At 63.2% G+C, this 14,304-nt stretch carries 12 protein-coding genes; 9 read left to right on the top strand and 3 right to left on the bottom strand.

The features are described 5' to 3' along the window. The first annotated feature begins 14 nt into the window (after positions 1-14). From NKI08_RS09005 to NKI08_RS08985, 5 genes are all read left to right on the top strand, one after another. A complete protein-coding gene (locus NKI08_RS09005) occupies positions 15-860 on the top strand; it encodes a carbohydrate ABC transporter permease (protein WP_352768509.1) in 846 nt (281 codons plus the stop codon). Then, positions 857-1,699 (top strand): carbohydrate ABC transporter permease, encoded by an 843-nt coding sequence (locus NKI08_RS09000; RefSeq protein ID WP_352680989.1) that lies wholly within the window; start codon positions 857-859, stop codon positions 1,697-1,699. Before NKI08_RS09005 ends, NKI08_RS09000 begins: the two co-directional genes overlap by 4 nt. Before the next feature lie 21 nt (positions 1,700-1,720). Beyond that, on the top strand, positions 1,721-2,761 hold the full coding sequence (locus NKI08_RS08995) for an ABC transporter ATP-binding protein (RefSeq protein ID WP_352542239.1): 1,041 nt from the start codon (positions 1,721-1,723) through the stop codon (positions 2,759-2,761). A 31-nt stretch (positions 2,762-2,792) separates the two neighbouring features. Further along, complete coding sequence (locus NKI08_RS08990; RefSeq protein WP_352542240.1) at positions 2,793-4,073, top strand: amylo-alpha-1,6-glucosidase; 1,281 nt, start codon at positions 2,793-2,795, stop codon at positions 4,071-4,073. Between the two features lie 604 nt (positions 4,074-4,677). Beyond that, a complete protein-coding gene (locus tag NKI08_RS08985) occupies positions 4,678-6,069 on the top strand; it encodes an FAD-binding oxidoreductase (protein WP_352680985.1) in 1,392 nt (463 codons plus the stop codon). 35 nt (positions 6,070-6,104) lie between these two features. Here the strand turns inward: NKI08_RS08985 and NKI08_RS08980 are convergent, their stop codons facing one another. The 3 genes from NKI08_RS08980 to NKI08_RS08970 all read right to left on the bottom strand — a co-directional run bounded on the left by NKI08_RS08980 (position 6,105) and on the right by NKI08_RS08970 (position 9,241). Then, positions 6,105-7,034, bottom strand: a complete 930-nt coding sequence (locus NKI08_RS08980; protein ID WP_352502990.1) for a pseudouridine-5'-phosphate glycosidase — start codon at positions 7,032-7,034, stop codon at positions 6,105-6,107. A 12-nt stretch (positions 7,035-7,046) separates the two neighbouring features. Beyond that, a complete protein-coding gene (locus NKI08_RS08975) occupies positions 7,047-8,156 on the bottom strand; it encodes a carbohydrate kinase (protein ID WP_352680983.1) in 1,110 nt (369 codons plus the stop codon). Between the two features lie 236 nt (positions 8,157-8,392). Then, entirely contained in the window at positions 8,393-9,241 is an 849-nt protein-coding gene (locus NKI08_RS08970; protein ID WP_352542243.1) for a MurR/RpiR family transcriptional regulator, read from the bottom strand. Between the two features lie 187 nt (positions 9,242-9,428). On the opposite strand from NKI08_RS08970, the gene murA reads away from it, so the two are divergent. From murA to NKI08_RS08950, 4 genes are all read left to right on the top strand, one after another. After that, complete coding sequence (gene murA, locus NKI08_RS08965) at positions 9,429-10,685, top strand: UDP-N-acetylglucosamine 1-carboxyvinyltransferase (protein WP_352768505.1); 1,257 nt, start codon at positions 9,429-9,431, stop codon at positions 10,683-10,685. Next, positions 10,682-11,572, top strand: a complete 891-nt coding sequence (locus NKI08_RS08960; protein WP_352542245.1) for a glucosamine kinase nucleotide-binding domain-containing protein — start codon at positions 10,682-10,684, stop codon at positions 11,570-11,572. Before murA ends, NKI08_RS08960 begins: the two co-directional genes overlap by 4 nt. A gap of 184 nt (positions 11,573-11,756) precedes the next feature. Then, positions 11,757-12,680, top strand: a complete 924-nt coding sequence (murQ, locus tag NKI08_RS08955) for an N-acetylmuramic acid 6-phosphate etherase (RefSeq protein WP_352542256.1) — start codon at positions 11,757-11,759, stop codon at positions 12,678-12,680. A gap of 99 nt (positions 12,681-12,779) precedes the next feature. Further along, the gene (locus tag NKI08_RS08950; protein ID WP_352502986.1) at positions 12,780-14,300 is read left to right on the top strand and encodes an ABC transporter substrate-binding protein; all 1,521 of its coding nucleotides are present in this window, start codon (positions 12,780-12,782) and stop codon (positions 14,298-14,300) included. The last annotated feature ends 4 nt before the right edge of the window (positions 14,301-14,304 follow it).

Below are 14,304 nucleotides of genomic sequence, written 5' to 3'. Positions count from 1 at the left end.
ATAGAGAGCGCTCCATGCACAGCAAGGCCCTGCCCTATCTGCTGCTGACACCGGCGACGCTGTTCCTCTGCGTCTTCTTCCTCTACCCGTTCGTGTTGGTCGCCTTCGAGGCGTTCACCCGCGACGGCGGCTTTACGCTCGACAATTTCCGCACCATGGCGGGCAGCTGGAAGTTTCCGGTCACTGTCCGCAATACGCTACTGCTGAGCGTCGTCGTCGTGCCGATTCAGTTGGTCATGGCACTGCTGATGGCAACCGCGGTGTCGCGGCTCGAAACGGGACGCAGCGCCGCGCTTTATATCTTCGCCATTCCGCTCGGCATCTCCGATCTGGCCGCCGGGCTGATCTGGCTCGCCATCTTCGACCAGTCCGGCTTCCTGAACACCTTGCTCTCCAATCTCAGCGTCATCGACAGCCCGGTCATGTTCCTCGGCTACCAGAGCAAGCTGACGATCTTCATCGCCGTGGCGCTGGCCGAGATCTGGCGCGCGACCGCCATCATGATGGTCATTCTGGTCGCCGGCATGGGGCTGATCCCCCGGGAATACTACGAGGCGGCGGAGGTTTTTGGCGCTAGCCCGTGGAAGCGCTTCATCAAGATCACGCTGCCTCTGCTGCGCCCAAGCCTGCAGACGGCGATCATCCTGCGCGTCATCCTTGCCTTTGAGGTCTTTGCCGTGGTTGCAGCACTCGGCGGCACCAATCTGCCGGTGCTGATGGGCGAGACCTACAATTGGCAGTTCACGCTGCAGGACCACAATGTCGCCGCCGCCATGGCGCTGTTCATCCTCGCCATCTCGATCGGTTTCACACTGTTCTTCCTGCGTGTGCTGCGTGTGCCGAAGGAGGCGCGGATATGAGCACCGTCGCGGAGATCTCGATCGCCGCGCCTGCGGCCCGCAAAGCCGGCAACTGGCTGCTGGTCGCAACGGTCATCCTGCTTTGCGTCTGGGTGCTGCTGCCGATCTATCTGCTGATCGTCAACGCGCTGTCGTCGCCGGAAGAGGTGACCGCCTTCCCCAAGCGCTTCTTCCCGTCATTCGATTTCGGCAGCCTTTCTTTCTTCATCAATTTCGCCGGCGTCGCCAAGGCGCTGTGGAACTCCGTTCTCGTCGCCACGCTGACGATGCTCCTCTCGATCGGCTTCGGCGCACCCGCGGGCTACGCACTGTCGCGCTTCGATTTCCCAGGCAAGGAAACGTTCCGTTTCCTCGTGCTGATGACCCGCGCCTTCCCGCTGCCGCTGCTGGCGCTGCCGCTGGCGGTGATGTTCATCCGCACCGGCCTCGACGACACCGCGATCGGGCTGGCGCTGGTCCACACCACGCTGGCGCTGCCGTTTGCGGTGCTGATCACCTTCTCGCTGTTCTCCGGCATTCCCGTCGAGTTGGAGGAGGCGGCCTGGACGCTCGGCTGCACGAGATTGCAGGCATTCCGAAAAGTCATTCTGCCGCTGGCGCTGCCGGGCATCGCGGCGTCCGCGGTGTTTGCCTTCACCATCTCCTGGAACGAGGTGTTTGCCGCCGCCGTGCTCACCATCGAGAACCGGACGCTGACCGCCTTCCTGCTGCAGAGCCTTGGCGAATCGCCGCTCTACCTCAAATTCACCGGCGGTGCTGCCTTGGTTATCCCGGCACTGATCTTCATTTTTGCCGTCCGCAAATATCTGTTCGCCATGTGGGGGATCGCCAATCGATGACGCGCACAAAAGAGAACGCCGATGGCTGAGATCGTCATCAAGCAGGTGGCAAAACGTTTCGGCGGCTTCACCGCGCTGCATTCGATCGACCTGACCATCGCCGACCAGGAATTCATGGTGCTGCTCGGCGCCTCGGGTTGCGGCAAGACCACGCTGCTGAGGATCGTCGCCGGGCTGGAAACGCCAAGCCAGGGCGAGGTCTGGATCGGCGGCCGTCGCGTCGACCATCTGCCGCCGCGCGAACGCGGCATCGCTATGGTGTTCCAGAATTACGCCGTGTTTCCGCACCTGACGGTATTCGAGAATATCGCCTTCGGCCTGCGCATGAAGAAGCTGCCGCAGCAGGAGGTCGACGGGCGCGTCAACCGCACCGCCGAGCTAATGCATATCGAACAGCTTTTGAAGCGCTATTCGGGCCAGCTTTCCGGCGGTCAGCGCCAACGCGTGGCTGTGGCCCGCGCCCTGGCGATGGAGCCTGACGTGATCTTGATGGACGAGCCGCTGTCCAACCTGGACGCGCTGCTGCGGCTCGAAATGCGCGCCGAGCTCAAAGGTGTGCTCGCGGCGTCCAAGACCACCACCATCTACGTTACCCACGACCAGGTCGAGGCGATGAGCCTTGCCGACCGCATCGCCGTCATGCATCAGGGCCGTATCGTCCAGGCCGCCTCGCCGGTAGAGGTCTACCGCAATCCGGCGGCCCGCTTCGTCGGCTCCTTCATCGGCAACCCGCCGATGAATTTCATCCCGGCGACGAAGACGGCCGACGGCAGTTGGACCGTCGCCGGGCTGACGCTGCCCGGCCCCAAATCGGACAAGCAGACGATAGAATTCGCCATTCGCCCCGAGGATGTAGACGCCGGCAACGAAGGTATTAACGCCACCGTGCGCGTTGTCGAGCCGCTCGGACCGCACACGCTGGTCACCTGCGGCGTCGAGGGCGGCCTGTTCCGCGCCATCCTCGAATCGAATGCCACGGTCGCCGTCGGCGATCACTTGCGGCTTTCGCCCAAACCCGATCGCATCCGCTGGTTCGATCCCGAAACCACCAACGCCCTTTGATCCCCTTCGATTCTGAAAGTACGAACGCCCGATGATATCTCTTGCTGTCGACGAAACCATCGCCCGCGCCGTCGAGGTGCTGAGGGAAAATGACCAAGGCACCTACACCATACCGACCAAGGGCCTCTACCCGTTTCAGTGGAACTGGGATTCCTGCCTGACCGCGCTCGGCCTTGCCCACTATGACGAGGCGCGCGCCTGGACCGAGATCGACACGCTGTTCGCCCACCAATGGCCAGACGGCATGGTGCCGCACATCGTCTTCCATGTCTGGAGCGACGGCTATTTCCCCGGGCCGGAGGTCTGGCGAACCAATCGCCCGACTGCCACCTCCGGCATCACCCAGCCGGCGGTCGCCGGCTTTGCCGTGCGCCGCTTGTTCGACCAGGCCAAGGACAAGACCCCGGCGGCCGAGCGCGCCCGCGCACTGTTGCCGAAAATCGATGCCTGGCACCGCTGGTTCTACGAAAATCGCGACCCGGACGGCGAAGGGCTGGTCGCCATAATCCACCCATGGGAGTCCGGTCGCGACAACTCGATCGACTGGGACGAGGCGTTCGAGCGCGTGCCGACCGAAGGCGTCGAGCCCTACACCCGCCGCGACATCCTGCACGCCGATCCGGCGCATCGTCCAACCAAGGCACAGTATGACCGCTATGTCTGGCTGTTGCAGCATTTCCGCGGGCTTGGCTGGGACAATGCCCGGCTGCACGATGCCTCGCCATTCCAGGTCGTCGATCCCGGCTTCAACGCCATCCTGATCCGTTCCGCCGCCGACCTTGCCGATCTCGCCGAGGCACTTGGCGAAACCGAAATCGCAGAAGCCAATCGCGCCCGTGCCGAAAAGGGGCTTTCGGCAATGGAACGGCTGTGGAGCGACGCGCATGGCCAGTACATTTGTTTCGACCGAGTGGCCGGAAAGCATGTTGACAGCGCGTCGGTCGGCGGCATTCTGTCGGTATTTTCGGCCATCCCGGAAAGCCGGGCAGCGACCATCGCTGCAACGATCGAGCGCATCGCCGGCAAAACGCGTTGCATCGTCCCGTCGCACGATCCTGAGGATGGGCGCTTCGACCCAAAGCGCTACTGGCGCGGCCCGGTCTGGCTGGTGGTCAACTACATGATCGCCGACGGCCTTGCCGTCGCCGGCCACAGCCAAATCGCACAACGCATCACGCAATCCAGTCTCGAGCTGATCGCCGAGAGCGGTTTTGCCGAATATTACGATCCCCTCAACGGCGAGCCGCTCGGCGGCAATCGCTTCACCTGGACCGCGGCAATGGTGATCGAGTTCCTGAAGGGCAGAGCCTGAAGCTTCCGCCAAGGCCGCCGGCTACCAAAGCCCGTTCTGTCCGCCGAATAACAGTCGATACTATTTGCGTCTGAGGCACGTCCTGGTCCATCAAAACAGGGCCAAGGCATGCCAATCTTCACCATGCCAGAGCTATAATAATTCTTCACAAACCGCTATCTATACTGCGTCGAGGCGGGGAGAAGCGCGGCTCGCGGCACTTGGCATTCCGGTCTTCGCCTGCACCCCGGATCTGTTTCCGGACATGATGGCGGCGGCACTGCGGCGGGAGGATATCGGCGCCTGGGCGGCGGGAGCCGACATCAAGCTCATTTGCGCCGAGGCTGAGGCGCCTGGGACGCGTGAGTGAGCGTTTGCCTCGGTCCAGAATACTGGGCCGCCCGCAGGTAAGCGCTTGCGGTCAAAGGTTTGACAAATAGCCGGCCGCGCCTATGGTCGACCTGTTACAGGAGCGACGCATGGCGAAGACAACCGGCTGTATTCTTGGCGGGTTTTCCGCACATTTGCTGAACAGTAGAAATCAGCCACGGCCGCTTTCACAGCCCTCGCCCTTCCCTCTCCCGGCCGCGTCGATTCGCCCGGGCCGTTCATGTCCTTGAGCCACATGTCGCAGAAAATTACCGAGCTTCTGTCGCGGCTGGAAAAGCGGCTGGACAGGTCAGCGATTGTCTCGGCTGAGGAGGCCGGACCACGCTACCGGGAAGACCCCGACGGCAAGGACGGCGCGCCGCCGGCGATCGTCTTGCGTCCACGCACGACCGGCGAGGTGTCGGACATTCTGCGCCTGTGCAACGAGGTCGGGCAAAGGCTCGTCGTCCAGGGTGGCCGCACCGGTCTTGCGGGCGCGGCGCGCATCCAGCGCGGCGAAGCGGTGCTGTCGCTGGAGCGCATGACTTCCGTTGAGGCTATCGACCGCGAGGCGGCGACCATCATCGCCGAGGCCGGCGCGCCGCTGCAAGCGGTGCAGGAAGCCGCCGATGCGGCCGGCTTGCTGTTCGGCGTCGACATCGGAGCGCGCGGCACGGCCACCGTCGGCGGCAATGTCGCCACCAATGCCGGCGGCATCCGTGTGCTGCGCTACGGCATGTACCGGGCGCAGGTGCTTGGGCTGGAAGCGGTGCTTGCCGACGGCAGTATCCTGACCTCGCTCAAGGGTTTGGCGAAGGACAACTCCGGCTACGACCTCAGCCAATTGTTCATCGGCAGCGAAGGCACGCTCGGCGTGGTCACGCGCGCATGCCTGCGGCTGCATCCGAAGCCGGCCACCGAGATCAATGCCTTCTGCGCGCTTGCTTCGCTGGACGCGGCGATCACGTTGCTTGCGCTGCTCAGGCGGAAGCTCGGGCCCTTGCTATCGGCCTATGAGGTGAATTTCGCACCGCTCTATGGCGCCATGATCGCCGGCATGGAGGCGCCGGCGCCGCTGCCGGTCGGCTCGCCCGTCTATGTGCTTGCCGAGATACAGGGCAGCGAGCCCGACCGCGACCGCGAACGTTTTGCCGCGGTGCTGATGCAGGCGGTTGAAGATGGCGTGATCGACGACGTGGTCGTCTCGCAATCGCCGCGCGAATTCCGGGCGCTCTGGGCGGTGCGCGAGGAGGCCAACCGTTTCCTGTTTTCGATGGCAGGCCTGATCGGCGTCGATATCAGCATCCCACTGGCGAGAATGGCGACTTTCCTGGGCGAAACAGAAGCCGTCATCAAGGCCGTCGACCGCAGCGCCGACGTCTACGTCTTCGGCCATCTTGGCGATGGCAATCTGCATTATCAGGTTCGCACCGGGGATCCGGCGGCCGCATACGACATCGTCTACCGGCGCGTGGCCGCGGCTGGCGGCGGCGTCTCGGCCGAGCATGGCATCGGCCTGGACAAGAAGGAATGGCTGCACCTTGTGCGCAGCGACGCCGAGATCGCGGCCATGCGGCGCCTGAAAGCAGCCTTCGACCCGAACAACATCCTCAATGCCGGGCGCATCTTCGACCTCGCGCCGGGCTGAAATCGAAGGTGCGTAGCGCTGGCCGGGCGCTGTCTCTATCTGGTCGCGCCCTTCAATTCCGCATGCGCAACCGCGATGCGGGCAGCAAGCGCGGCGTTGTTGCGGACCAGCGCGATGTTGGCCTTCAGGCTGCGGCCTTGCGAAAGCTCATTGATGCGTGCGAGCAGAAACGGCGTCAGTTCCTTGCGCCCGATGCCGCGCTTCTCGGCCTCAGCCACGGCCGCTGCGATCGTGCCGTCGATGAACGCCGGATCGAGCGCGTCCGCTTCGGGAATAGGGTTGGCGACGAGAATGCCGGTGCCGGATTCCATCTCGTCATGCAGCAGCATGGCTCGCGCGATCTCGTCGGGCGTGTCGAGGCGATGATCGGCCTTGAGCCCGCTGGAGCGGGTGTAGAAAGCCGGAAAATCATCGCTCCCATAGGCGATCACCGGCACGCGCTGAGTTTCCAGATATTCCAGCGTCTTCGCAATATCGAGGATCGACTTAACTCCGGCGCAGACCACGGTCGTGCCGGTTTGGCCGAGTTCGGTCAGGTCGGCGGAGATATCGAAAGTGGCTTCGGCGCCGCGATGCACGCCGCCCACGCCGCCGGTCGCAAAAATGCCGATCCCGGCTAACGCGGCGATCCGCATCGTCGCCGAGACGGTGGTTCCGGCCGAGCCGCCGCGCACCATGATGGCGGCGAGATCGCGCCCGGAAGCCTTGACCACGCCCTTTGCCGCTGCCAGCTCTTCCAGCTCACGGTCGTCGAGGCCAACCTTGATCTTGCCGGCGACCACTGCGATTGTGGCGGGCACGGCGCCGTTTTCACGCACCACGGTCTCGACACCACGGGCAGTTTCCAGATTGGCCGGATAGGGCATGCCGTGGGTGATGATCGTCGATTCCAATGCCACCACCGCGCGGCCTTCATCAAGCGCAGCAGCGACTTCATCGTTCAGGTGGACAAGGAAAGGTTTCATATCATCTCGCTTTCAGGCAGGAATGCGGTACATGCCGGCGGCAAGGAAGCGCGGCGACAGATCGGGATGGACGCTGGCTTCGCTCTCGGTGGTCAGTGTGGCAAGCAGCGCGCCGGTGCGCACGGCATGAGCGACCGGCTCACCCGAAAGCACCTTGTACAGTGTGCCGGCGATCATCGCGTCACCGGCGCCGGTGATATCGACGGGCTTGGCCGGGACGGAGTGCATGGTCGTCACACCGCTCTCAGTCGCAACGGCAAATCCATGCGCGCCCACGGTCACGATCACCTCGCCGGCGCCGGCCGCGCGCAGCGCTGCCGCTGCTTCCTCCGGCGTCAGCCGCCTGTCGGCATCCGTCATGCCGAGCATCGTATTGGCCTCGTCATGATTGGTGAACAGAAGATCGATGCCGGTCAGGTCCTTCGGCAGGCGCGCTGATTTCGGCGCCGATACCGTGTCGACGGCGAGCTTGAAGCGCGCACCCTGCTTGCGCGACATCAGTGCTGCGAGGGTCGCGGCCGGCAGATTGCAGTCGATGAACACCCATGTCGCCGAAGCCAGATGCGGCCAGAAGCGGTCGAGATAGGACGACGAAAACAGATCGAAGATCTCCATGTCGGCAATGCCGAGCACGAGGTCGTTGTTGCGGTCGAGGATGGCCGCGTATTCCGCCGTCGGCCGTTCCGTGGTGGTGATGACCTGGCTGACATCGGCGCCGAGGTCGCGCAGATGCCGCACCAGTGAGCGGCCGGTTTCATCGTCGCCGACGATCGAGACGAAGCTTATGTCGACGCCGAGGCGGGCAAGGTTTTCGGCGACGTTGCGGGCAACCCCGCCGAAGCTGCGATAGCCGTCGACCGGGTTCGACGTCTCGAAAATCAGATCCTTCTTGGCGTGGCATTTGCGGTCGAGCACCGCGCCGCCGACGCAGACCATGCGCTTTGACGTCGGCAAGACGTAACCACGGCCGAGAATGTATCCCTTGTTGACGAGTTGCACGATGTGGGCCGCAACCGTCGAGCGGGCAATGCCGAGCGCGGTTGCAATATCCTGCTGGCCGGCGAACGGATTCGCCGCAATGAGGTCGAGAACCGCTTGTTCCTGTGCTCCAATGTCGTCCATCGTCTCACCTGGCCCGCCAAATTCGAGGCTGAATGTACGATATTCTAAACAACAGATGCTCTTGTCAATATTTGTTTGAAGCTGGGCGTTCCAGTCGACTGCCCGCATTTCGGCGACGCCCAGTCAGTCCACTTGGCGACTGTATCGACGTATCGATCGTGCTCACGCTGAAGGTCCGTACGCCGCGGGGATTCCGTCGAAAAACGGGACTCTTTAACACCAGGCCGCGAATACCGCTAAGCCTTCAGCACCGAGACGGCCAATTCGCTGTTGTGGACGTATTCGTTGGCGTCAGGCTGCTTCTGCACGAGCAGGATGAACAGCAGGTCGGTCAGCGTCAGTTGTGCATCACGCGCAGTTATCGATGAAGAGCGCGCGCGCTCTTCATCGGCGATCGTGTGGAGGCGAATGTCGGCAACCCGGCTCAGCGGATTGTCGCGAAGTCCGGTGACGGCGATCACGGTGGTGCCACGTTTGCGGGCAAGTTCAGCTATCCGCAGGGTTTCGATGCTCGCCCCGGAATAGGAGAGCGCGAACAGCACGTCACCTCGTCCAAGCGTCGAGACATTGGCCATTTGCACATGGCTGTCGCTGTCGTGCAGCACGTTGCGGCCGAGTTTCATCAGCTTGTAGGAAAAATCGCGCGCCACCAGCGAGGATGCGCCGACGCCGGCCAAATGAATGCGGCGCGCACCGTTCAACGCTTCGAGGGCCTTGCCGATTTCCTGCTCGGTGTTGGCCGCGACGGTCTGTTGCATCGACAAGAGCTTGCTGCCGATCAGCTTGCGCAGGATGACCAGATAGCTGTCGCCGACCTCGATCGAACCGTGGATCATGCCGGCCGGCACGTGCCATTCCTGCGACTTGGCCTCGCTGACGGCGAGCTTAAGCTCCTGATAGCTGGAATAGCCGAGCTTCTGGCTGAACTTGACGACGCTCGACTGGCTGCGGCCGATCTCGGCGGCAAGCGCCGCCGTCGACAGGCGGAGCATCTGGTCGGGATTATCGACGATATACCGACCGATCTCGCGGTCGCCGGGCGCCATGACTTCGAGCTTGGCCTCGATCTTCTTCAGGACGGACATGCGTTCCCCCATTGCCTGTCATCGACAATGCCAAGCCAAGGAATAAATTATTCCGTCTCTGATTGACAGCCAAGAATGAACCATCAAATCTCGACTGATGCAGTTGCGGCCCAGCCTTCGGGCATGTCGACGATTCGGACATGAAAAGATCGTAGACTCGCCGACAGCTCGGGATTAGGTCAGAGCCATGGACAAATTGCGGATCGTCGGCGGGCACAGGCTTGAGGGCGCGGTTACGATCTCCGGCGCCAAGAACGCGGCCTTGCCGCAAATAGCGGCGGCGTTGCTCAGCCCCTATCCGCTGCAGCTGACCAACCTGCCTGAGGTGACGGATGTCGATAACATGCTTGGCGTCGTCGGCCTTCATGGGGCCGAAGTCACCAGATCGGCGCATGCCGCCACAATCGATACCAGTGCCGCCGCTTCCAGGGAGACAAGCTACGATACAGTCAGGCGCATGCGCGCGACGGTGCTGGTTCTCGGTCCACTGCTTGCCCGCTTCGGCCATGCCCGGGTCTCGCTGCCTGGCGGCTGCGCGATCGGCGCACGGCCGGTCGACATGCATGTCGCCGCACTTGCCGCACTTGGCGCCGATATCGCGATCGAAAACGGACTGATCGTCGCGTCTGCGCCGGGCGGACTGAAAGGCGCGCGCATCGTTTTGAGCTCGCCGTCGGTCGGCGCGACCGAAACGGCGATGATGGCGGCGACGACGGCAAACGGCGAGACCGAGATCCTCAACGCGGCCCGCGAGCCGGAGGTGGCCGATCTTGCCGCCTGCCTGAACGACATGGGCGCGCAGATCGAGGGCGCCGGCACGCACCGCGTCCTGATCGGGGGCAGCACAGACTGGCGCGCCGCCACGCACGACATCATCCCGGACCGGATAGAGGCCGGCACCTATGCCGTCGCAGCGGCCATCACCGGCGGTCAGCTCGAGCTGACCCACGCGCGGCTCGAGCACATGGCATCCATCGTCCAGCTGCTCGAAGCAGCCGGTGTGAAAATATGGCCGGGCGACCGCGGGCTGATCGTGTCGAGAGACGGGCCGCTCAAGGCGGTCGACGTGACGACGGAGCCATATCCGGGCTTTCCGACCGATCTCCAGGCGCAGTTCATGGCGTTGATGTGCTGTGCCGAGGGCGCTTCGCTGTTGCGCGAGACGATCTTCGAGAACCGCTTCATGCATGTGCCTGAACTGATGCGGCTCGGCGCCAATATCAAGCTGCAAGGCACCATGGCGCTGGTGCGCGGAGGCGAGAAGCTGAAGGGCGCGCAAGTGATGGCGACCGACCTGCGCGCCTCCGTCTCGCTGGTGCTGGCAGCGCTGGTGTCGGAGGGCGAGACGACGATCAATCGCGTCTATCATCTCGACCGCGGGTACGAGCAGTTGGACCGCAAGCTCCGGCTGTGCGGTGCCCAGATCGAACGAATAAGGCAATGAGTGCCGGTGGGGCGTCTCCGCATTATTTCCTGGGCGTCGATGGCGGCGGAACCGGCTGCCGGGCGCGTATCGAAGACGAGGCAGGAACCGTGCTCGGGCAAGGCCTGTCGGGCCCGGCGACAACGCGACTCGGTATAGAGGTGGCCTGGGCCTCGATTGCCAAAGCCTTTGGCGCGGCGATCGAAGAGGGAGGGTTCACGGCGGCGGAAATCGCCAGGATCCGCGCGGGTATCGGTGTTGCCGGCATCGGCCGTAAGGGTGCGCTCGAGGCGTTTCATGGCATCGAACAACCCTTTGCGAGCATCGACTTCGTCAGCGACGGCGTCGCGGCTTGCCTTGGCGCGCATTCGGGTCAAGACGGCGCCATCGTCATAGCCGGGACCGGTTCGATCGGGCTCGGCTTTGTCGAAGGGCGCGACCTGCGCGTCGGCGGCTACGGTTTTCCGATTTCCGATGAGGGCAGCGGCGCCGATCTCGGACTGAAGGCAGTGCAGCTTGCCTTGCGAGCCCATGACGGTCGGCATGAGCGGACGGCGCTGCTGGCCGAGGTGATGCAGCGCTTCAAGGACGATCCGTTCGAGGCGGTGGCCTGGATGGACCGCGCCAGTGCGACTGACTATGCCGCCCTGGCGCCGATGGTGATCCGCCATGCCGATCAGGGCGATCCGGCCGGTCGGCGGATCGTGCAAGGCGCTGCCGAGCAGATCGACACCTTCGTGCGGGTGCTGTTCGAAAAAGGCGCGCCGCGGGTTACGCTGCTCGGAGGGTTGTCCAGCCCGCTTGAGCCATGGCTCGCTCCCGACGTCCGCCGACGGCTGAAGCCGGCCGACGGCGACGCGGTTTCGGGAGCCATAATCCTGGCCAGAAAATCCCTCTGCCGCCAGTGATGCCTTGCTCGCAAGGAATATAATATTCCTACTTTCTGTTGACACAGGGAATATCGAATTCTAAAAAGTTAACGAAACAGAACCGGCGCAGCCGGTACGGAGCCGACGGCCAGGTGCAGGCACTGGACGCCGCTTGCTGTGGGCATCACAGTCCTGCTCGCAGTCGCACTTGAAAGTAAGCGAAGTGGTCGAACAAGGGTTGATGTCGGAGCTGGAGCGGCTGGTTTCCGAGGACCGGAACCCGAAAACCATGGACATCGATCTGTTGCCGACCCTCGAGGTGCTGCGCAAGATCAATGACGAGGACAAAGGCGTTGCGGCAGCCGTCGAGAAGGTCATCCCCGATATTGCTGCGGCCGTGGACCGGATCGTGAGCGCGTTCCAGGACGGTGCACGCCTTGTCTATATGGGGGCTGGCACCAGCGGCCGGCTCGGCGTCCTTGACGCCTCGGAATGCCCGCCGACCTTCGGCGTACCCGAGGACATGGTGGTGGGCCTGATCGCCGGCGGCGTCGACGCGCTGGTGCACTCTGCGGAAGGCGCCGAGGACGATCCGAAACAGGGAATAAAGGCGCTGCAGGACATCAAGCTGACCGCCGACGACGTGGTGGTCGGCATCGCTGTCAGCGGACGCACACCTTATGTCATCGGCGGCCTGACCTATGCCAAGGAGGTGGGAGCCACCACCGTGGCGTTGTCCTGCAATCCTCGATCGACCATTGCCGGCATTGCCGATATTGCCATCTCTCCGGTGGTTGGCCCGGAGGTCCTCACCGGCTCGACCCGGCTGAAATCGGGAACCGCGCAAAAGCTGGTGCTCAATATGCTGTCCACCGCCAGTATGATCCGCATCGGCAAGAGCTATCAGAACCTGATGGTTGACCTCAATCCAAGCAACAAGAAGCTTGTCGCAAGGGCGGTCAGGATCGTGATGCAGACGACCGGCTGCGCGGCACAGCAGGCACGACAGGCACTCGACCAGACCGGCAATGATGTAAAACTGGCAATCCTCGTGACGATCACCGGCATGGGTGTCGAAGAAGCACGTAAGGCGCTTGCCAACGCGGGAGGTTTCCTGCGCAAGGCGATAGGCGAAAAGACGGTGTAAAACCGCATGGATACTGGGCCGATGTTCCGGGGCGTGTGTCCCTTTGAAGCGGTCCGGGGAACTGCAAGGCATCTGGTTTAACAATAATGGGAGACGACAATGGTACGGCACATTGGCAAGAAACTGCTTTCCGGCATGACGCTCGCGGCAATGGTTGGCATCGCCGCGCTACCGGTGCAGGCGAGTGCGGCGACGCTGCATATGGCGTGGTCGCAGGACGCCACCGGTCTTGATCCGCACAAGCAGACGGCATTCTCCTCACTGCGGCTGCTGGAGCTGATCTACGAACCGCTGGTGCGGCTCGACGCAAACCTGCAAATCACGCCCGCGATTGCCGATTCATGGCAGTTCTCGCCGGGCGGCAAGGAGCTGAGCTTCAAGCTCAATCCGAAAGCAAAATTCCAGAACGGCGCCGCCGTGACCTCGGCCGACGTCAAGGCATCGTTCGAGCGCATACTCGACGAGAAGACGGGTGCTGCGGCGCGCGCGAACTTTCTCTCGATCGCCAGCATCGACACGCCCGATCCAGCCACCGTCGTGTTCCACCTCTCGCAGCCGGATGTGCCGATCCTGACGGCGATGAGCGACGTCAACGCGGCGATCGTCCCGGCAAGCGAAATCGCGACTGGCTCGATCGGCACGACAACGATCGGCTCGGGTCCGTTCAAGCTCGAAAAATGGGATCCGAATTCCAAGGAAGTGCTTGTCGCCAACAAGGACTGGGCAGGCGGCGCGACCGGCGTCGACGGCATCGATATCAGCGTGCTGCCGGACGAGACGGCGATCCTGGCGGCGATGCGCACCAAGCAGATCGATTTTGCCCTGCTCAACGATCCGCTTGTCGCCACGCTGGTGCCCAAGGAAGCCAGCCTGCAGTTGAACCGCGTGCCGGTGCTTGCCTATCACGTGCTGCAGCTCAATCCCTCCCGCAAACCGATGACCGAACTCAAGGTGCGTCAGGCGATTTCCTGCGCCATCGACCGGCAGGAAGTGCTGGACACCGCCTCGCTCGGCGAAGGCAAGGTCACCGGCCCGCTGACCATCCCGGCACTGGCGACCGATCCGAAGCAGTTGTTCTGCTATAAGCGCGACATTGAGAAGGCCAAGCAGTTGATGGCCGAAGCCGGGTATGCCGACGGCTTTTCGGCGACCGTGATCGGCGCCACCGGCGAGCCGCCGACGGCAGCGGCGGAAGCCCAGGTCATCCAGTCGCAACTCGCAGAAATCGGCGTCAAGCTCGACATCAAGATGATGGAGCTCAACGTCTATGTCGACGCCTGGCTGAAGGGCGATTTCGACATGGCCGTCGCGCTGAACGGCGGCAGGGCCGATCCCTACACTATGTACAACCGCTACTGGACCAAGACGGGCAATCTGCAGAAGGTGGCGAACTATGTCGACGACACGCTGGACAGTCTTATGCAGAAGGGCCGCACCGAGACCGACCCGGCAGCGCGCAAAGCGATCTTCGCCGACTTCGAGAAGCACATCACTGAGATGTCGCCCTGGATCTGGCTCTACACGTCCTACAGCTACACGGCACAGCAGAAGAATATCGCAGGATTCGAACCGGTGCCGACAGGTTCGCTGTTCAGCCTCGCCAAGGTGACGATCCAGTAGCTGC

Source organism: Mesorhizobium sp. M0768 (assembly GCF_040320195.1).
Lineage (GTDB): Bacteria > Pseudomonadota > Alphaproteobacteria > Rhizobiales > Rhizobiaceae > Mesorhizobium.
The sequence above is the reverse complement of the archived record's forward strand: the minus strand, read 5'-3'. Positions and strand labels throughout refer to the sequence as shown.